The organism is Mucilaginibacter calamicampi (assembly GCF_042676765.1).
Lineage (GTDB): Bacteria > Bacteroidota > Bacteroidia > Sphingobacteriales > Sphingobacteriaceae > Mucilaginibacter > Mucilaginibacter calamicampi.
Map to the genome: position 1 here is coordinate 13562 of NZ_JBHTHU010000020.1, position 18623 is coordinate 32184.

At 42.4% G+C, this 18623-nt stretch carries 18 protein-coding genes; 5 read left to right on the forward strand and 13 right to left on the reverse strand.

All coding sequences use genetic code 11. The features are described 5' to 3' along the window. Position 1 precedes the first annotated feature (1 nt). A complete protein-coding gene (locus ACFQZS_RS14880) occupies positions 2 to 388 on the reverse strand; it encodes a DUF423 domain-containing protein (protein ID WP_377101603.1) in 387 nt (128 codons plus the stop codon). 88 nt (positions 389 to 476) lie between these two features. Between ACFQZS_RS14880 and ACFQZS_RS14885 the strand changes: the two genes are divergently transcribed. Both ACFQZS_RS14885 and ACFQZS_RS14890 read left to right on the forward strand, forming a co-directional pair. Continuing rightward, on the forward strand, positions 477 to 2057 hold the full coding sequence (locus ACFQZS_RS14885; RefSeq protein WP_377101605.1) for a hypothetical protein: 1581 nt from the start codon (positions 477 to 479) through the stop codon (positions 2055 to 2057). 41 nt (positions 2058 to 2098) lie between these two features. Then, the gene (locus tag ACFQZS_RS14890) at positions 2099 to 3535 is read left to right on the forward strand and encodes a DUF5723 family protein (protein WP_377101607.1); all 1437 of its coding nucleotides are present in this window, start codon (positions 2099 to 2101) and stop codon (positions 3533 to 3535) included. Here ACFQZS_RS14890 and tsaB read toward each other — a convergent pair. The 5 genes from tsaB to mscL all read right to left on the reverse strand — a co-directional run bounded on the left by tsaB (position 3532) and on the right by mscL (position 5796). After that, complete coding sequence (tsaB, locus tag ACFQZS_RS14895) at positions 3532 to 4209, reverse strand: tRNA (adenosine(37)-N6)-threonylcarbamoyltransferase complex dimerization subunit type 1 TsaB (protein WP_377101609.1); 678 nt, start codon at positions 4207 to 4209, stop codon at positions 3532 to 3534. The two genes, ACFQZS_RS14890 and tsaB, sit on opposite strands and share 4 nt — an antisense overlap. 73 nt (positions 4210 to 4282) lie before the next feature. Continuing rightward, complete coding sequence (gene yidD, locus ACFQZS_RS14900; RefSeq protein WP_377101612.1) at positions 4283 to 4525, reverse strand: membrane protein insertion efficiency factor YidD; 243 nt, start codon at positions 4523 to 4525, stop codon at positions 4283 to 4285. Beyond that, a complete protein-coding gene (gene rnpA / locus ACFQZS_RS14905) occupies positions 4522 to 4905 on the reverse strand; it encodes a ribonuclease P protein component (RefSeq protein ID WP_377101614.1) in 384 nt (127 codons plus the stop codon). Before rnpA ends, yidD begins: the two co-directional genes overlap by 4 nt. Positions 4906 to 4981: 76 nt before the next feature. Further along, positions 4982 to 5140: a 50S ribosomal protein L34 gene (gene rpmH, locus ACFQZS_RS14910; RefSeq protein ID WP_377101616.1), complete on the reverse strand. Its 159-nt coding sequence runs from the start codon at positions 5138 to 5140 to the stop codon at positions 4982 to 4984. 266 nt (positions 5141 to 5406) lie between these two features. Further along, the gene (mscL, locus tag ACFQZS_RS14915) at positions 5407 to 5796 is read right to left on the reverse strand and encodes a large-conductance mechanosensitive channel protein MscL (RefSeq protein WP_377101617.1); all 390 of its coding nucleotides are present in this window, start codon (positions 5794 to 5796) and stop codon (positions 5407 to 5409) included. 153 nt (positions 5797 to 5949) lie between these two features. On the opposite strand from mscL, the gene rpoN reads away from it, so the two are divergent. Further along, a complete protein-coding gene (rpoN, locus tag ACFQZS_RS14920) occupies positions 5950 to 7425 on the forward strand; it encodes an RNA polymerase factor sigma-54 (protein WP_377101620.1) in 1476 nt (491 codons plus the stop codon). 248 nt (positions 7426 to 7673) lie between these two features. After that, a complete protein-coding gene (locus tag ACFQZS_RS14925) occupies positions 7674 to 8882 on the forward strand; it encodes a carboxypeptidase-like regulatory domain-containing protein (RefSeq protein ID WP_377101622.1) in 1209 nt (402 codons plus the stop codon). 46 nt (positions 8883 to 8928) lie between these two features. Here the strand turns inward: ACFQZS_RS14925 and ACFQZS_RS14930 are convergent, their stop codons facing one another. Beyond that, complete coding sequence (locus ACFQZS_RS14930) at positions 8929 to 9960, reverse strand: SMP-30/gluconolactonase/LRE family protein (protein WP_377101625.1); 1032 nt, start codon at positions 9958 to 9960, stop codon at positions 8929 to 8931. 294 nt (positions 9961 to 10254) lie between these two features. On the opposite strand from ACFQZS_RS14930, the gene ACFQZS_RS14935 reads away from it, so the two are divergent. Continuing rightward, the gene (locus ACFQZS_RS14935) at positions 10255 to 11724 is read left to right on the forward strand and encodes a glycoside hydrolase family 130 protein (protein ID WP_377101627.1); all 1470 of its coding nucleotides are present in this window, start codon (positions 10255 to 10257) and stop codon (positions 11722 to 11724) included. A gap of 122 nt (positions 11725 to 11846) precedes the next feature. Here the strand turns inward: ACFQZS_RS14935 and ACFQZS_RS14940 are convergent, their stop codons facing one another. From ACFQZS_RS14940 to ACFQZS_RS14965, 6 genes are all read right to left on the reverse strand, one after another. Next, a complete protein-coding gene (locus tag ACFQZS_RS14940; RefSeq protein WP_377101629.1) occupies positions 11847 to 12857 on the reverse strand; it encodes a glycosyltransferase family 4 protein in 1011 nt (336 codons plus the stop codon). Further along, positions 12854 to 15136, reverse strand: a complete 2283-nt coding sequence (locus ACFQZS_RS14945; protein WP_377101631.1) for a glycosyltransferase family 4 protein — start codon at positions 15134 to 15136, stop codon at positions 12854 to 12856. Before ACFQZS_RS14945 ends, ACFQZS_RS14940 begins: the two co-directional genes overlap by 4 nt. A gap of 264 nt (positions 15137 to 15400) precedes the next feature. Beyond that, positions 15401 to 16588, reverse strand: a complete 1188-nt coding sequence (locus ACFQZS_RS14950) for an aspartate aminotransferase family protein (RefSeq protein ID WP_377101634.1) — start codon at positions 16586 to 16588, stop codon at positions 15401 to 15403. Between the two features lie 60 nt (positions 16589 to 16648). Next, positions 16649 to 17131, reverse strand: coding sequence for a hypothetical protein (locus ACFQZS_RS14955; RefSeq protein WP_377101636.1), 483 nt, complete (start codon positions 17129 to 17131; stop codon positions 16649 to 16651). A 10-nt stretch (positions 17132 to 17141) separates the two neighbouring features. Next, positions 17142 to 17960 (reverse strand): hypothetical protein, encoded by an 819-nt coding sequence (locus tag ACFQZS_RS14960; protein ID WP_377101639.1) that lies wholly within the window; start codon positions 17958 to 17960, stop codon positions 17142 to 17144. 51 nt (positions 17961 to 18011) lie between these two features. Beyond that, positions 18012 to 18566, reverse strand: coding sequence for an RNA polymerase sigma factor (locus ACFQZS_RS14965; RefSeq protein WP_377101642.1), 555 nt, complete (start codon positions 18564 to 18566; stop codon positions 18012 to 18014). Between the last annotated feature and the right edge of the window lie 57 nt (positions 18567 to 18623).

The following is an 18623-nucleotide window of genomic DNA, read 5'->3' on the forward strand; positions in this document are numbered from 1 at the left end:
CTTACTTTTGCTTTAAGGCAGATAGCAACAGCATTAACCAGCCGCCAATAAACAGCAAGCCGCCTATAGGAGTTATTGGTCCAAAAAACTTTAGCCAGTCCCAGCCCAGCGCGTAGCGGCATGACAGCAGGTACAACGAACCCGAAAAAAATATAATACCGAAAGTAAACAGGTAAAAAGCCGCGTTGGTATAGCTGCTGTTTTGCTGCGCAAAAAACGCCAGAAACAGCAGCGCGAAAACATGGTAAAACTGGTACTGTACCGCGGTTTGCCACGTTTGTAATTGCTCTGCAGCCAACACTGCCTTTAAAGCGTGCGCCCCAAATGCTCCAGCTGCAACTGCCAGCATCCCGAAAACCGATGCTGTAATAATTATTTGCTTATCCATGCTTTTAATAAAAAGCTAAATTAACCAATTTGAAAGTATTAACGACCGCTATCGGCTAAAAATCCTAACTTGCACGTACTAACTAAACATGAGGCGACCCATAATTTTATCGGTAATACTGTTTATAGCTATTGTGTTTTTAGCGGTGCTGTATTTCAGGAACTTGAGCACACCGGGATCTCGCACTACTGCGGTGTTAAGTTCTATCCCCAACAATGCCGCCTTTATTTTTGAGTTTAATAACGAAGACAGTTTTTACGAGATGTACAACGGTAACAAACTGTTTGCCGCCGTTACCGGCAAGCAGCAGTTAGACGACCTGGATACATTGCGTAAGCAATTATTAGCCAGTAATTTATTAGGACAGTTTTTTAACGGGCAGGATGTTTTTATATCCTTTCATCCGCAAAAGGATAATAGCGTAGGTTTATTGATGACAACATCGGCAGACAGAAAGTTTGACCCCGAAATGCTTGATAAAACAATGCAGAACAAACAGGCCGGGCTAAAAATAAGTAAGATAAATTTAGGTTATGATGTTTATTCGGATGTTTTGAAAAGGCATTTTTACCTGGTAAGCAAACAAAAGGGTGTTTACGCCGCAAGTTTTTCAAAGGAACTAATCGATGCCTTTGTCGCTTATCAGCCCAAAAAGAACCAAAAGAACTTTATTTTGCTGCCACAACAGCAAACAGCAAATTCTTTAGCCAACCTGTATATAAACTACGCGCAGCTAAACCCACTGTTTGATAAGTTATTTAAGAACAAAAACAGTGATATTTTTAAAAGTCAGCGGTTATTACCTGCCTTAGGGGTGCTTGGCCTCAATTTTAAAAGTGACGCGCTTATGTTCAGCGGTTTTACCGAAACCGACCCTGCCAGAGGATCCAGTTACATCAGCTTATTTTTAGCGCAGCAGCCAATTGTTAGCGAGTTAAAAAATATATTTCCATCGACAACGGCCTATAGCGTAAACTTCGCGGTATCTGATGCTAAAAAATTTAAAATCGACCTTTCGCGATGGCAGGCAAAGGCAGGCCTACAGCACGAAAAGGATTCATTGTTCAATAAAATTAAAACCGAGACGGGTATTGAGCTGGTGGCAGAGTTTAATAAAGTTTTAGGTAATGAATTTGCAGCTGTGACCACGCGTTTTATAGAAAAACTGGCCATCGTAAAATTAACAGATGGTTCTGCACTCAGGCCGGTTATGAATAACATCAGCACCATGGAGGGCGATGAGATAGGCCGTTTCAATTATAATAAACTTCCTTTTTTTTTGCTGGGCGATGCGTTTAGTATGTTTAATCACCCCTGGTTTATGATAGTGGATAATTATCTGGTATTGGCTAACAGCAAAAACGAATTGGTGAGCTATCGCGACAGCTATTTTAACAGCAAGTTTCAAAGTAAGCAACAGGCTTATAATGAGTTTGACAAGTTACAGACCGGGCGAAGCAACGTTAACTGGTTTATCAATTTTAAAAACAGTCAGGCTATTTTTAAACGCGATATGAACGATAATTTTTATAAAGCATTTAGCGACAACGAACCCGGGTGGAAAAACTTTTATGGAGCATCGTACCAGCTATCCGCATCTGATAAAAATTTTTACACTGTTTTTTGTATGAATTTTAATCAGCCCGACACGGCTTCTGCAAACAAATAACTTTATTTTATATTTAACAAAAAAGGCATCGTACAACCCGGATGAAAAAAATAATTATTGTTAGTTGTCTCTTACTATCAACTGTTAAACTGTTCGGGCAGCAGTACACGCAATACAATACAGGAACTTTGTATGATTCCTTTGAAAATCCATCGCAGCGCTCCTTCATACCAGACTCAAGCCGGTCTGCAGCATCCAATTTTTTTCTGCCCAACTTTAATGCAAATTTTATTGTAACAGGCAACGCCCAGGATGCCGTACTCGATCGCTTTTTTAACGGTTACTATAATACGGCAGCGTTGCAGGTAGGTAAAGGCAAATACAGCAATATCCGCAGCAGCACCAACAATTATTGGTTAATGCTAAAGCTTTTTACCAGCCTTGACGGAAACCAGGAGATAGGGATGTCATTAAGCACCCGGACCGAGGCGAGGGGTTACGTTACGGATGAGTCTATAGCCTTGTTTAACGGATATAGCAACTTTGACAAATTGGCCTATTCAAACGTTTTTAATGATAACTATTTATACCAGGCCTATCATCAACTATCTTTCAGCTATCGCGAGCAGGTAAACAAACGACTTGCCCTGGGCTTAAAGCTGAGCTTTTTAACCGGGTTGACTTACGGCAAAGTAAATATCAACAAATCTGGCGTTGTGTTTGACCCGCCTAACGATGCAGCTACCCTCTCTATGAGCGGCACGGTGCGCATGGCAGATTCTCTTAAACTGTTTAACTTTCGCAATCCGGGTGTTGCCATTTCAATTGGTGCGGGCCATACCAACAGGGCGGGTTATCACTTTCAGTATAATTTAAAAGACCTCGGAGTAATACGTTGGGCAGATAACGCCAAAACCGCCGATTTTGAAAATAATGGCAGGCTTATACAAGATATCTCATCGGCACAACGGGAGGATAATATCATTAACGCCATACAAGGCATTACATCAGGTACTTTATCGGATCAGAAATATTTTTATACCAAAACAAATGCCCTTGCCGAAGTGAGCGTAAATAAAAACTATTGGCTGGATTACGCTAAAAAGTTTAAGCTTTCGCCAACGCTTTTGGCATCAAAAGCGTTGTTTTATGAGGATGCCACACTGGCGGCAATTGTGCCTGTTAGTTATTCAAATTACTCATTAACCGGCACAGCAGCATACAATACCCTTGGCCTGTTTAATTTTGGTGCGCAGTTGATGTATAAAACACCAAATGCAGAGATTTACTTGGGTACCGAACGCCTGTTGCAAAGTGTGCGGGGCGTTTTAGTAGCCACAGGCAATAATACAGAACACGAGCAAGTACAGCGTAGTCACTACAGCCACAGCGGCGCAGATATATATTTAGGCGTATCTTTTAAATTTGGTAACGTAATTGAGCACCCCATGAATGCCAGCTTTATACCCGATGGCGAGAAAGGCTTTTTGGGGAAGATGTGGGATAAGATATTTAAAGGCAAAGACAAAAACTATTAAGCCTTTTTAGCAGTCACCAAAAAATCTTTAAGATAATAGGGTTCAAAATAAGCCACGTCTTCAAACTGCGCGGCTTTAAATTTCTGGTAAGTCGCACTGGTTAAATGCGCGGCAGAATTGGCAAAATCATCTATAAACAACGCGTTAGGGTTACCGCTAAGGGTTTCGCGGCATTTAGGCGCGCCATCGCCAAAAAACAAGATCTTACTTTGTTCTAATTGTGCGGCAAAGCTGTTGGCGTCAATAATTTCGGCAGTGGTAGGCTGCAAGCGGTTGCCTGCGGCATCAAACAAGGCGGTATAAACCTCCATGCGGCGGGCATCTATCATGGGGCATAGGAGCACATCGCTATCAACGCCACTTACTATTAAGCCCCCGGCCATGGCTTCTAAAGTTTCTACAGCTATTAAGGGCTTATCCAAAGCATAACACAAACCCTTTGCCGTTGAAACGCCTATACGCAAACCGGTGTACGAGCCGGGGCCGCTGCTTACAGCTACAGCATCCAGTTCACTGTACTTTATACCTGCCTTATTCAATATTTCATCAATAAAAACAGTTATCGCTTCGGCATGTATATTGCGCTGGTTAGCTTCCTTAATGGCAATAACCCGGCCCTGGTTAGCTAATGCTACCGAACATACGGTTGTGGCTGTTTCTATTTGTAGTATCATTTTAATTGGTTGTAAGTTGCGTGTTGTGAGTTGTGAGTTAACCTGTAACTCAAAACCTACAACCTACAACTGCCTACGGCACCGGATCATGCCCATGGCCTCCCCAGGGGTGGCACCGGCCTATCCGTTTCAAAGTTAACCATCCGCCTTTAAATGGCCCATATTTTTTAATTGCCTCGGCACCATAATGCGAACAGGTAGGTGTAAATCTGCACGATGCCCCTGTTAAAGGTGAAATAAAGTATTGGTAAAACTTTATCAGCAACAGAAAAACCGCGCCTAAACCGGTTTTTATTATGTTGCCTATGGTGTTCATTTGGTAATCCCCTCGCAAAGCTGGCTCAGCAGCTTTAACATTTTCTTTTCAATCAGCTTATACTCGTTTATCTCTTTACCAATATAACTTACAGAAAGTGTGATGCTTTTACCGGCCTGTAATAAAAAATTATACAGATGCTCCTGCTTATGCAAGCGGTAAGCTTCGCGCATGCGGCGTTTTAGTAGGTTACGGTCTACCGCCCGTTTGTACCGCTTTTTGGCTACAGCAAATAGCACCTGTACCGGCGTATCCTGAGCACCATCCACAACTAACCAAGAAACTTTAAAGGGATAACATAAAAAGGAAGAACCGTTATGAAAAAGCTCATCAATAAGCCTTTTATTACATAACCGTTCTTCCTTTTTAAAGGTTTGCATTTGCTTGTACTGAACCGTAATTGTTTAAAATAACCGGTTCAGGCCTCTATATGCTGATAAGAAGCAACCGGAGGGTTTATGCTTTATGACGACGCTCGTCAGATACTGTTAATCTTTTTCTGCCTTTTGCTCTTCTGGCCGCTAAAATTCTTCTACCGTTAGCAGTTGACATGCGCTCACGGAAACCGTGTTTATTTCTTCTTTTCCTTTGAGAAGGCTGGAACGTTCTTTTCATGACTTCGTTATTCTATTTTGTTTTTAAAAACAAGAGCGCAAATGTAGTGGTAATTTTGCATTTTTCAAATACATTTATCCACATATTTTATACAGTATATTTACTTTGCTATTTACTTTTTATCGTTTTTAAATGATGGGGCTTCGTTTCTGGTTGTTTTTATTGGTAGAATATTGTCATTGCGAGGTACGAAGCAATCGCAAAATTTGCATGACCGCTTTTCTGCGTGCGATTGCTTCGTACCTCGCAATGACATAAATAACCCTTTACCCCTTCTTCGCCAGCAAATCCCGTATCTCAGTAAGCAAAACCTGCTCTTTGGTTGGCGCAGGTGGTGCCGATGGAGCTACCTCTTCTTTCTTTTTAAAGGTGTTGATGGCCTTGATAACAATAAATAAAGCGATGGCCACAATGATGAACGAAATTATCTGCGACAAGAAATTGCCGTATTTAATTGCCGTACCGGGTATCACCAGTTCAGACAGGTTGGTTAAGTGCGCCGCTTTAAGTGCAGGTGTTAAAATGGCCGGCGTAATAATATCATCAACCAACGAGCTTACTATTTTACCAAAAGCACCGCCAATAACAACGGCAACAGCCAGATCAACCACGTTGCCACGCATGGCAAACTCTTTAAATTCTTTTACAATAGCCATAGCATATAAAATTTGAGGTTTATAAACAGGTCGGTAAATTATTTATCAACCAAAACAAATCAATGGTTTTAGTATTTATAGGATAAATGTAACCATAGTAACTAAGTTTTCAAATTTAATGGTAATTGATGTAGATTTGCCCCTAATCTAAATATGCTTAAACAGAACCTTCAACAGAAACTTTTACAGAAACTTTCGCCGCAGCAAATTCAATTTATAAAATTGCTGCAGGTGCCTACTGTATCATTAGATACCCGTATAAAAGAGGAACTGGAAGAAAACCCGGCGTTGGAGGATCTGAGCCTTACCAACTTAAATGAACCTGAAGAACAATACCCTGACCGCGACCCTGATGAAGACAACTTTAACAGCGACGAGGAACATGGCGAAATGGACGAGTTTAATATTGACGATTACCTGCAGGAAGACAACGTAAACGAGTACGGATCGCGGTATGACCAGAATGGTGACGACGAAGAGGAGCGTAAGGAAATGCCCCTGGCTGTTCAAAATTCGTTTTTTGAAAGCCTGCAGGCGCAGTTGGATATGCTTCCTTTATCAGACAAAGACTTTGTTATTGGCAAGCAAATTATAGGCAGTTTAGATGATGATGGTTACCTGCGCCGCCCAATAACTTCGCTCACTGATGATCTGGCCTTTTCGCAAAATGTAATGGCCGAGGATGAAGAAGTGGAGGATATGCTAAAAGTGATACAGGGTTTTGACCCTGCAGGCGTGGGCGCGCGGAGTTTGCAAGAATGCCTATTGATACAATTGCGTAAAAAAGACCCGAACGACCAGATCATAAAAAAGGCCATTATGGTGGTTGAAGACTACCTTGATGAGTTTACCCGCAAACATTACGATAAACTGGAGCGCTCACTCAATATGAACTCGCAGGAACTGCGGGCAGTGGTAAGCGAGATATTGAAGCTTAACCCTAAGCCAGGCGACTCTAACGAGGTGAATACGAAGCAAATGCAGGTTATTCCTGATTTTCATATCAAAAACAGCGATGGGGTACTGATCCTTACGCTTAACTCAAAAAATGCCCCTGAACTGCGTGTAAGCCGCTCTTACCAGGAAATGTTTCAACATTATGATAAGGCATCGCAAAAGGATAAGAAACTAAAGGAAGCCGTGCAATTTGTAAAGCAAAAGCTGGACTCGGCCAAATGGTTTATTGATGCCATTAAACAGCGCCAGCAAACGCTGCTAAAGACCATGAATGCTATAATGCAATATCAGTACGAGTTTTTTCTTAGCGGCGACGATAAGAACCTGAAACCTATGATATTGAAGGACATAGCCGACCGCATTGGTATGGATATTTCCACCGTATCGCGGGTTGCCAATTCAAAATACGTACAAACAGAACACGGTACTTTTTTGCTAAAATCGTTCTTCTCTGAAGCCATACAAACCGAAAGCGGCGAAGAGGTATCTAACAAAGAGGTAAAAAAGATACTGGAAGAACACATTGGCAAAGAAGACAAACGCCACCCCCTTGCCGACGAAAAACTGACCGACATACTGAAAGATGCAGGCTACAACATTGCCCGCCGCACCGTTGCCAAATACCGCGAACAGATGAATATACCTGTTGCAAGGTTAAGGCGAGAGGTGTAATAAAATACCCCAACATTCAATTGTCATGCTGAACGCGGTGAAGCATCTTTATATAAGATACTTCGCCGGCGCTCAGAATCCTATCCCGACAAAAAACCAACTGCGCCGTCAGCAATATAGATCGCTTTGAAACCCATGGCTATTTTTTTCATGCTCCATTATATTGTTACAAACACCAATAAAAATAATAACTAATTTTATAGTCGATCAGCGTTATCTGCATAAACCTAAGCACTGAAACCGACTTTATGAAACGTTATAAATTACCATTTAAGCTTGGCTTTTATTTGATAATTATCTTTTTAGCGCTCAATGCCAGCGCGCAGGGTTTAAAGATATCAGGCCGTATTATAGATTCTGCAAATCACGAAGCCGTGCCAAATGTTACCGTATACATAGGCAATTCATCCATATCTACCGCGGCAAACAAAGACGGACGTTATACGCTGAATAACTTAATGCCCGGCTCCTACACGCTTGTTACCTCGTGCATAGGATATGCCCCAGAACAGGTGCAGGTTAGCTTAACAAAAGATGAAGTGGTTAACATTAATCTCAACATTCAGGCAACAGAACTCGCTGAGGTAAATATAAAATCTAACAATTATTGGGGAAGAAACCTGGGACTGTTTACTACTTATTTTATAGGCAACTCAGAATACTCGTCGTTATGCAAAATTATTAATGAAAAGGCTTTACGTTTAAATTTTGAAAACAGGATACTGAGTGCGAGTACTACTGATTTTTTGATAATAGAAAATAAAGCGCTGGGCTACAGAATAAAATTTTTAATAAATAACTATACTGTAGACATTGCTAAACGCGTGTTCCACTACAATGGCATAGCCATTTTTGAGGACCTGCAAGGGTCTGAAAAACAAAAGAAAAATTGGGCAAAACTACGGCAAAACGTATTTAAAGCTTCATTTAATGGCTTTTTGCACTCACTTGCTCGTAGCAAGGTTACGCAGGACGGTTTTATAGTGAGGCGTTTTTTAAGATACGATAACCCGGACAGGCCGGCAGATAGTGTTTTGCAAAAAAGCATTGAGCGCCTGATGACCATGAAACCAAGCAAAGCGGTAACAGACTCGTTGGCCAACCTTAGCTATACGCGTGCTTTACCTAAAAAAATTGAACAGGTTATAGGCAAAGTTTTAACCGCCGCAGACCTAACCAAACCATCAAAAGAGGCAGGACTTACCGACCTGGTTTTTGAGGATTATATTTATGTGATCTATAAAAAGAAAAGAATAAATTTCCGGGACAACCTGTATCGCACCAGGGAAGCTTCAGATAATCAACTTTCAATTATTGAGAACAAAAACATAGCCGACCCGGTACAGTTCAATGCAGATGGTTTAAAAATTACTAAAGGCGCGCTATTTTTTGACGGCGCCTGGGGCGACCCCAGCGTAAGTTATATGCTGCCTAACAATTATCTGCCTGATAACTAAATTAAGGTTTCCCGGCAACCGGGAAACCTTATCTCATTCAGTTGGATCAGAACTTCTCTACGCCCTTAACATTCATTTTTACAGAGGTCAGCTTATCAGATGGCCCTGTTATAAATAATATGTTATTGTCCTTGCCGCCAAAAACGTTATTGGTAGCGCCACCTTTAATTGGAATGCTCAACACTTTAGCGCCTGTTGGGTCAAAAGCAGTTATGCCCAGGCCGTTGCTGATATAAATATTCCCCTTTTCGTCCATTGACATACCGTCGCCGCCCATAGCATTAAATTTTTTCATGTTCGTAAGCGTACCATCGGCATTAATATCAAACACCCAGGTGCCGCCCATATTGTCGCCGGCCCATTTATTTACGTACAGCTTTTTACCATCCGGTGTGCCTACCACACCATTTGGCCATGAGTCGGCATCCCAGCCGGCCGCTTCGGATGTTACCCTAACCAAAGTTTTTGCACCCGGCGCAAGGTAATACACGTGCCCGCCTTTGCCGGTTGCTGCCTGTTCTGATCGTTTTGGTTCCCATGCCTGTTGGCGCGGATCGCCCACGGCCCAGTAATTACGCGGAAAAATAGGGTCGGTTATATATATACCACCGGTTACCCGGTTTACCCAAACATCGTTAGGTCCATTCAGCAATTTGCCGTTATAATTTTTAATCAGCACCGTTTTGTTTCCGTTTGGCGCTATTTTCCATAGTTCGCCATACATATCGGCACAGGCAATAAGGTAACCGTCTTTATCAAAGGTCATCCCGTTTGAGCGCCCGGTGCCTGTTAAAAAGGTAGATATTGAGTTACTGGCTATATCCCACCTAAAAATTTTATCATTAGGTTGGTCAGTAAAATATATGTTCCCCTGCTTATCAACCGCCGGTCCTTCAGAGAAACCGAAATCGCGGGCCACAGTGTCTAATTTTCCTTTAGCCGCAGCGGCAACCAGCCTGCCGGGGTCAACAATATCCGATGCAACATATTCATCATCATCGTTGCTACTGTCCTTTTTGCATGATGCCCAGGCCATTAAACATGCCATTCCAATAAAGAGTATTGATTTCTTTTTCATAATAAATAAATAAAAGGTTAAAAAATAGGTTATAGCTCCGCAAACGATACAGGAGCATTGTTGGTTAAATAAGGTTTCCTTTTAAATAAATAGTTTCTTAGGGGTAGGTGTATTTTAATAGGAGGTTAACTAAGGTAACAGTAGTTTTAATTAAAAAAGTATAATAATTACCAATGCAGAATATTATACAAGTTTTGGTGTAAGCGGCTATATCAATTTTCCGGCTTTCTCAAATTTTCCAAATCAATTTCAATTACTTGTTGTTACCTATAAAACTTACGCAGTTTATTATATATGAAGTTAGCTATTGAACGTATACCTGTAAGGGTTAACCCCGACCCAAAACGTGTTATTGCCAGATTTTTTTTTAATGGTAACGACCGCGCCAAAGAAGTAATTGAGCGGGTGATTGGTGTTACCGAAGAAACAGCATTCAGTATTATTTCGCCGCTATTGCAGGAATACTCCAGACGGCACAGAAACATAACCAGGGTACTTAACCGGCACGCCAGTAAGCTAAAACCTTTGTTTGAAGAGTTAGGAATTGATTTTGACGGGCTTACCGTTTATCGCAAACTGCTTATAGGATCGTACTTTACGCACGAGTATTCAATTGAGTCGGCCGCGTTTTTCAACCCATCAATAATTGACGATCCGGATCAATCAGAACTAACCGAAGGCGAGCGCCGGGTAATAATGAGCTTCCGTGCCGTCGGTGAAGGGCACATATCATCTATAACTTTCCGTCGCGCGCTGATTGATAAGGATAATAACATTACCGTACTGCCCGCCGGTAACTATATTGACGAGGCCGAAATTGTGCGTAACGCGGTTTATAATAAAAAACTGTTTTTTGATAAGGCTGCCATCACCCAGATAAGTATTGATGTGCTGCATGAACTGGAAGGAAAGCTTGATCATCACTTTGAATACGCCAACCTGCGCCGCATCATCCTTGATTCGCAGAAACTGCAGGAAAGCGACATGAAAAAGCTGGAATATGACAAGGTATTATGGCTTGCCGACTCCTACTACGAAATTGTTTTCTCGCTGGATACGGATATCTCTGACAGGGTGATCTTCCCGATATCTGAATATGAACGTAAGGGTATAGAGGATGCCCGCTTTGTTGAGTTTAAAAATGAGGACGGCAGTTCTGTTTACTATGCTACTTATACGGCTTATGATGGTTCGCTGATAATGCCGAAGCTTTTACAGACCAACGATTTCTACAACTTTAAAATAATGCCTTTGTATGGCGCAGGGGCGCAAAACAAGAACCTGGCGCTTTTTCCCCGTAAAATAAATGGCAAATACGCCATGATATCGCGTATTGACGGCTGCAACAACTACATCATGTATTCCGACAAGATCAACATATGGGAGAGCCCGATGTTGCTGCAAAAGCCAAAATTCCCCTGGGAGTTTGTACAGATAGGTAACTGCGGTTCGCCGATAGAAACTAAAGATGGCTGGATAGTGATAACGCACGGCGTAGGCCCAATGCGCCGCTATGTGCTTGGCGCGAGTTTGCTTAAGCTGGATGATCCACAGGTAGAAATTGGACGCCTGAGAGAGCCTTTATTGATCCCTAACAGCGATGAGCGCGAAGGTTACGTGCCCAACGTTATTTACTCATGCGGATCTATTATACATAAAAACAAATTGATAATCCCTTATGGCTTGTCTGATTATTCTACCTCATTTGCCGAAGTAGATCTGGACGATCTGATGGCTAAATTTAAGGAAGACGGGCTGGATTAAATGAATAAACCGGATTGTCATGCTGAACTTGTTTCAGCAACCCATTGACAGGTAAAAACCTATATAGGTTACCTGTCACAGAGCTAAGCAAGTGGGATGCCGAAACAAGTTCGGCATGACGTTTATTTATTATTTAATATCTTTTCATACAACGCAAAATAATCTTCAGCCATTTTTTTGCTGGAGAATCTGCTTTCGGCCCACTCACGGCAATAAGTGCGTTTAATGTTTTTAATATTCTTTACGGCATCAGCCGCTTCATCAACGTTTTTAACCAAATATCCGGTTTCGCCTTCCTTTATCAGCTCGGGCATTGATCCGCGGTTAAAGGCAATTACGGGTGTTCCGCAAAGCATGGCTTCGGCAACGCTCAAACCAAAAGGTTCATTAAAATTAATGGGGTGCAACAGCGCGGTGGCATCGCCTAAAAGGCAATTCCGCTTTTCTGGTCCGGCGGAGCCAATGTACTGGATCTGTTCATCTAACAGGGGCTCTACCTTTTCTTTAAAATAGCGCTCATCCTGTATTATACCTGCAATAAGCAACTTGCAGTTGCTCTTTTTAGCAATCGCTATAGCTTCTGCAATGCCTTTATCGGGGTGTATGCGACTGAAAGACAATAAATACTCCTGCGGGTATTCATTAAAAATGAATTTAGTAGCATCAAGCCCATTATAAACGGTGGCCAGGTATTCCAATTCAGGACTTCTGTCTGAGTTGCTTATTGAAACGTAATGCCCCCTGCTATTATATTTTTTATAAACCGGAATTATTCTGGGCGATGAAAAGCCGTGTATAGTAGTTATAAACGGCGTGTTTACCAATTGCGAGTACGTTAGCGGCAAAAAGTCGAAGTTGTTGTGGATGATATCAAACTCATCAGCACGCTCCATCAGGTTGCTAATGTGCAAACACTCCAGCACTTTTGCATCCTGCGACCGGTCTTCCTCATAGCCGGTTTGGCAAATTGAGTCTAACTTACCAGCGGTAACAGAGTCGCCGGTGGCAAAGAGTGTTACCTCTGCCCCCAGCTTTATAATTCCTTCTGCAATGTTTGATGCTACCTGTTCCCATGGTCCGTAATGCCTGGGCGGTGTGCGCCAGGCAACGGGCGATAATACGGCTACCTTCATTTAGCGCCTACCATTTTTTGGTGCGATAATTTATTGTACTCGTATTCCAGCTCAAAGGCTTGTAAAACAGTAAGGTGCGATATCAGGTAAGCCAATGTACTTTCGGCACCCTGATTACGGTTAATGCCGGTTGGCAGTAAGCCATCGCAGCAACCTTTTGTCTCATGGTCATATAACGGCGCGCGTAAAGTATTCTCGCCCAGGAACCATTTATAGCTCAGGAACATTTTCTCAATATGCTCGGGCTTTCTGAAGATCTGGTAAGCCTGAAAATGCATCAGCACCATAGCCATGGTTTCAATAGCTTGCTGGTCGTAAGTAGGGAATGTACCCCCGCGGTAGTACCAGCCATCGTTACCAACAGGGCTTAGATAACCGTTAGATAGGGTAAGCTTATCTAAAAACGCCATGGTTATTAACGCTATCTCTTTAACGCGCTCATTGCCGGTTATCTCGCACGAGTGAAGCAGCGCAAGCGGTAAAATAGCATTGTCATAGGTCATACCTTCTTCAAACCACTCCCAATCATCTGCACGGGTATTTTCATAAGCTTCAACCAAAGGTGTGGTAAGGCGTATCATCTCGTGCACCATGCCGTCATCAGTAGGGTGAACTCTAAGATAATGGGCAATGCCTATAATGGTATTAGCCATTCCCCTGAGGTGTTTAAGCGCTCTGAAATGCGGAAAAGATTTCTGGAAGATCTCTGTAGCGAACTCGCGGTACGAATTGCTTGATGCGCCGTCTATCAGGTATCCCAACGCCCATATTGTACGACCAAACGAGTCTTCTGAACCCACTTCGTCCAAATACATGCGGTTAAAACTTAAAAAGTTACGGAAGTTACCATCATCTGTCTGCATGTAGTGAATGTAGCTAAGATAGATAGGCAACAAATCAAAAGCTTCTTTGCTGTTATTACGCTTGTGCGCCATCAGCGCCATTATTAATGCCCGCGAGTTATCATCTAAACAATACCCCTCCTTTAAGTTAGGGATGCCATATTTTGCATGCTGTACAATACCTGTATCATCTGTAAGACGGATAACGTGCCCTAAACTAAATTTTGGCATTACTTCAGGGTCAACTATACTGTTTTTAAGTATTTTGTCCCTAAAATCATGGTGGTAGCATGCTTCCTGCGCCACTCTGATAAACGCTGCGCCAACTACCGGCCAGCGTAAATGCAGGCCATATTCGTAAGCGTTCGTTTTAAGTTCGTTTAATACGCGGTCCTGGTCAAGCAGTTCAATTACGTTATCGGCCAGCGCTTCAGCATTCTTAAAATCAAACAATCTGCCGCGGTTGTGTGCCAACAATTCAGTAGCGTGCCAATAAGGTGTTGACACAACCGCGGCCCCCGCTCCTACTGCATATGATAATGTTCCGCTTGTTATTTGCGCTTCATTAAGATAAGGCGTAACATAAATTTCAGCTGCCGTTAAGTACTGTATCAGTTCCTCTTCGGCAACAAATTTATTAATGAAGTACAGATTTTGAGATACGCCGAGCTGGCTGGCCAATGTTTTTAAATGATCGCGATATTCCTCTCCCGAATTTTTTATAACACCCGGATGCGTGTTACCCAACACCACATAACTAACATCAGGATGCTTTTGCACTATTTTAGGCAGCGCGCGCACAACGGTTTCTAAACCTTTGTTACGGCTTATTAAACCAAAAGTTAGCAGCGCTCTGTGGTTTTTAAATGGCGTAAGATTTTTTATCGGGTTATCCGTCGGTGCCTCCAGGTCAGGCACACCGTGTTCTATTATCTGGATCTTATCAGCAGGAATATCGTAAATAGTAGTTAAAAACTCTACCGCCCGCTGGCTCATTACAATAATTTTTGCAGACTGCTCCGCCATCTCGCGTATAATAATGCGCTGTACATAGCTCGGATCTTTTAGCACGGTATGCAAAATAGAGATCAGCGGCTTTTCCAGGCGATTGATCAGCGGCAGTATATAAATACCGCTTTCGCCACCATAAATGCCAAACTCATGTTCAATAATACAAACATCAGCTGTGCTGGTATTAACGTAATTAGCTGCGCGGATATAGTCTTTCTGGTGATTTTGCCTTACTATATACTTCACCTCGTCAGGGTATTCGTATTCATTCAGGTTTTCCGAATCAGTAAGCGCGACAACAAAATCGTTTCCAAGCAAATTTTTCCTTTCGGGGAAATTCGCGCCAATGGCACGCATTAAGTTCTGATTGAATGTGGCAATTCCACACTCGCGGGGCGGATAGGTTGATATATAGGCTATTTTCATATTTCTTGATAGATGGCTGACTTGGGTCATAACTATTTTTATTGTGTACACTAATTGACTATAAAAGCAATCAGTACCGGCTAAAAAATATGCACTTTATGCCCTTTTGGGCAAGTTTTGCAGTTATGTGCTTATAAATACACAAACTGTACCAACAATACGCTAAGAAGATGAATGAAGAGCATGGACAGGGAACTCCGTGGTATTCAACAATGCGTAATAATCTGAAATTGTTTGCCTTGCAATTAAATACAGACTTATGCGTCAGGAATAGAAATTTATAGCTTCAATGATAATTTTACAAGCCTCTGTTATTTGAGTGGAGGTTATAATGAGCGGTGGCGCTATACGCATGGCGTTGCTGCAATGCAGAAACCAATCGGTAATTACGCCATTGGCAATACAGCGGTCAATTATTTTTTTGTTAAGATCAAAGTTTTCCAGTTCAACAGCAAGCATAAGGCCCTTGCCGCGTATTTGTTTTATAGCCGGGTGCACCAGCAATTGGCGTATCAAAGCTTCCTTTTCGGCTACGCCTGATACCAGATCATCCTCCAACAAAACCTCCAAGGCTGCAAGCCCCGCTGCGCAACACACCGGGTGACCGCCAAAAGTGGTTATATGGCCAAGTATAGGATTCTCTTTTAGCGCGCCCATTATTTGGTTAGATGTAATAAATGCACCAATAGGCATACCACCACCCAAGGCTTTTGCCAACAACAAAACATCGGGTACTATATCAAAATGCTCAAAAGCAAACAGCTTGCCTGTACGGCCGAAGGCAGCCTGTATCTCATCAAGTATCAATAAGGTGCCTGTTTGGGTACAGCGCTTACGTAAGGCTTGCATGTAGGCAATATCAGGCACCCTTACGCCTGCTTCACCTTGTATGGTTTCAATAATTACGCAAGCAGTTTCAGTGGTAATCTGGGCCAGATCGTCGGCATTATTAAAGTTTATAAAACCAACGCCGGGCAAAAGTGGCCGGTAAGCTTGCTTGTACTCCTCATTCCCCATAACGCTTAAAGCACCGTTTGTGCTGCCATGGTATGAACCGTGGCACGCAACAATTTGCTGCCTGCCGGTAAAACGCTTAGCTAATTTAATTGCACCCTCTACGGCCTCGGCACCGGAGTTTACGAAATAGACAGATTGCAAATTTTCAGGCAGTACGGATACCAGCTTTTCGGCAAAGCGCACCTGCGGAGTTTGCACATACTCGCCGTAAACCATCAGGTGCATGTATTTATCAACCTGCTGCTTTACCGCTTCAATAACCTTTGGGTTGCCGTGGCCCAGGCTGCTTACGCCTATGCCCGATATCAGATCGATATAGGCTTTGTCTTCGCTGTTGTACAGGTAGATCCCTTCGGCACGCTCAAATTCCAGCAATAGCGGGAAATCAGTTGTTTGTGCATTGTTGGCTAAAAATAACTGGCGAAGCGTTGGCATGGGGTAAAAATACAAAAGGCCCGCCATTTATGTGGCAGGCCCTTCGGTTTTAATATTTTGTTATTGCTCGTTTATCTTTCTTATCAGCTCATCGTTAAACTCGCGCTCACTTTTATAAAGCTGACTTAGTTTTTCGGGTGGCAGTATCTTCAAAAATTCCTGGTTGTAACGTGTTTTTATTTCCACTAAACGGCCGTCGTATTCCAGATCTTTCTTTACCTGTTCGCGACCGTTGGCCTGCGCGTCAGAATTGTTTAGCCGCTTTAACCTGCGTACCTCTATCACTTCATCCTGGTATTTTCTGTACAAGGGCCAAAAACGACCCGCTTCATCACTGGTAAGCTGCAGCTTCTGATCCAGAAAATTCTCTTTTACCGCCTGGATCTTCTGCATGCCCGATGGGTTTGGCATTTGGTTAAAACGCTGATTACCCCTTGGATTAGCGGGACGGAAACTATTACGCGGAATACCCTGCGCTGAAACGCCATACGCCGTTGCAAACAGTAATAAAATAACAAGAATGTGTTGGTTAAACTTTTTCATTATTATTAATTTATTGCTCAATGTAATCTTGTAACTCAGGATTGAAAGCAGCATCCTTAACCGGAAGCTCTTCAACAACTACCGTATGCTGAACATCACTGCCATCCATACTTACTTCAATATAGCCCTGTAGTTCGTCCTTAGGGATATTAGATAGTTCTTTATGTAAATACGATGCATCGTGCGCCTCAATACTTGTTGCCGATGGCCATAACATAAAACTTGCACCGGCTACAAGTAAAAAACAAGCAGCAGTTGCATATTTAAACGCGGTTGAACGCATCAATCTAACAACACCAACCTTGCGCTGAACAACCTCCTGCGTAACGGTTTTATTTAAAATTTTGGCGTTAAGCTGCTCAAAATATCCATCGGGCACTGTAAATGTCTCATCCGCAGACAACGTCTCTTCAACAAAAACCCGGCTTTGTATCTGGCTGCTTAAATTTTCAAAGTAACCCGCAGGCACTTCAAAACCCTCGCCGGCTTCCATCGCCTCTTCAACCGCTATGCGGCTCTGTATATTGTCACTTAAGTTCTCAAAATAACCTGCAGGTACGGCAAAACCGGCATCCCGGCCGTTAACCATTTCCTCTACAGTTATCCTGGCCTGAATATTTCCGGCCAGTTGCTCAAAATAATCCCCAGGCATTGTAAAACCCGCATCAGGCATATTACTTTTCAGTTCATCCATTTTTACGGCAGCCATTATCCGCTCATCTAATCCCTCAAAATAACCATCGGGCACCGCAAACGGGTTGGCTTTACCAACCAATTCAGGCAGTTTACCGTCTTCCGGCCATTCTTTATTTTCTATATCAATTGTCATGATACCCCTATAGATGAAATTTAGATGAAAAGGTTTAACAGCAAATTTAATTTATTCTTCGGCTAATAAAATAGCTTCTATTTTTTTTACTGCTAAATGGTACGATGCTTTTAAAGCGCCAACGCTGGTACCCAGCACTTCAGACATTTCTTCGTACTTCATATCCTCGTAATACTTCATATTAAATACCAGGCGTTGTTTTTCGGGCAGGGTAATTATGGCTTCCTGGAGTTTTTTTTGTGCTTTGTCGCCATTAAAATAGCTTCCTTCAACCAGCGTATCAGCCAATGAGTAGTCTACATCATCTAATGATACATTATTCTTTTGCTTCTTTTTATTGAGAAAGGTAATGCACTCGTTACTGGCTATACGGTACATCCAGGTATACAATTGCGAGTCGCTTCTGAAAGTGCCCAGGTTTTTCCAAACTTTTATAAATACGTCCTGCACCAGGTCGTCGGCGTCGTCATGGTCAATCACCATGCGGCGAATGTGCCAGTAAATTTTTTGCTGATATTTTTTAAGCAGCAGGTTAAACGCCTCATTGCGGGTGCGCTCATCCTGAAATTTGCTTAATATCTCTGCGTCTTCTACCTGTGTTGACATATTTTTTATTTTAACTACGTATTAAATAGTTTTAAAGGTTTTTTGTTTGCCGTTCAG

Coding starts and splice junctions, on each gene's coding strand:
- tsaB (WP_377101609.1), bottom strand. CDS start 4,209: ATGATACTACAAATAGAAACAGCCACAACCGTATGTTCGGTAGCATTA.
- ACFQZS_RS14935 (WP_377101627.1), top strand. CDS start 10,255: ATGAAGTTAGCTATTGAACGTATACCTGTAAGGGTTAACCCCGACCCA.
- rpmH (WP_377101616.1), bottom strand. CDS start 5,140: ATGAAAAGAACGTTCCAGCCTTCTCAAAGGAAAAGAAGAAATAAACAC.
- ACFQZS_RS14955 (WP_377101636.1), bottom strand. CDS start 17,131: ATGAAAAAGTTTAACCAACACATTCTTGTTATTTTATTACTGTTTGCA.
- ACFQZS_RS14940 (WP_377101629.1), bottom strand. CDS start 12,857: ATGAAGGTAGCCGTATTATCGCCCGTTGCCTGGCGCACACCGCCCAGG.
- ACFQZS_RS14890 (WP_377101607.1), top strand. CDS start 2,099: ATGAAAAAAATAATTATTGTTAGTTGTCTCTTACTATCAACTGTTAAA.
- mscL (WP_377101617.1), bottom strand. CDS start 5,796: ATGGCTATTGTAAAAGAATTTAAAGAGTTTGCCATGCGTGGCAACGTG.
- rnpA (WP_377101614.1), bottom strand. CDS start 4,905: ATGCAAACCTTTAAAAAGGAAGAACGGTTATGTAATAAAAGGCTTATT.
- ACFQZS_RS14880 (WP_377101603.1), bottom strand. CDS start 388: ATGGATAAGCAAATAATTATTACAGCATCGGTTTTCGGGATGCTGGCA.
- ACFQZS_RS14950 (WP_377101634.1), bottom strand. CDS start 16,588: ATGCCAACGCTTCGCCAGTTATTTTTAGCCAACAATGCACAAACAACT.
- ACFQZS_RS14945 (WP_377101631.1), bottom strand. CDS start 15,136: ATGAAAATAGCCTATATATCAACCTATCCGCCCCGCGAGTGTGGAATT.
- rpoN (WP_377101620.1), top strand. CDS start 5,950: ATGCTTAAACAGAACCTTCAACAGAAACTTTTACAGAAACTTTCGCCG.
- ACFQZS_RS14885 (WP_377101605.1), top strand. CDS start 477: ATGAGGCGACCCATAATTTTATCGGTAATACTGTTTATAGCTATTGTG.
- ACFQZS_RS14925 (WP_377101622.1), top strand. CDS start 7,674: ATGAAACGTTATAAATTACCATTTAAGCTTGGCTTTTATTTGATAATT.
- ACFQZS_RS14965 (WP_377101642.1), bottom strand. CDS start 18,566: ATGTCAACACAGGTAGAAGACGCAGAGATATTAAGCAAATTTCAGGAT.
- ACFQZS_RS14960 (WP_377101639.1), bottom strand. CDS start 17,960: ATGACAATTGATATAGAAAATAAAGAATGGCCGGAAGACGGTAAACTG.
- ACFQZS_RS14930 (WP_377101625.1), bottom strand. CDS start 9,960: ATGAAAAAGAAATCAATACTCTTTATTGGAATGGCATGTTTAATGGCC.
- yidD (WP_377101612.1), bottom strand. CDS start 4,525: ATGAACACCATAGGCAACATAATAAAAACCGGTTTAGGCGCGGTTTTT.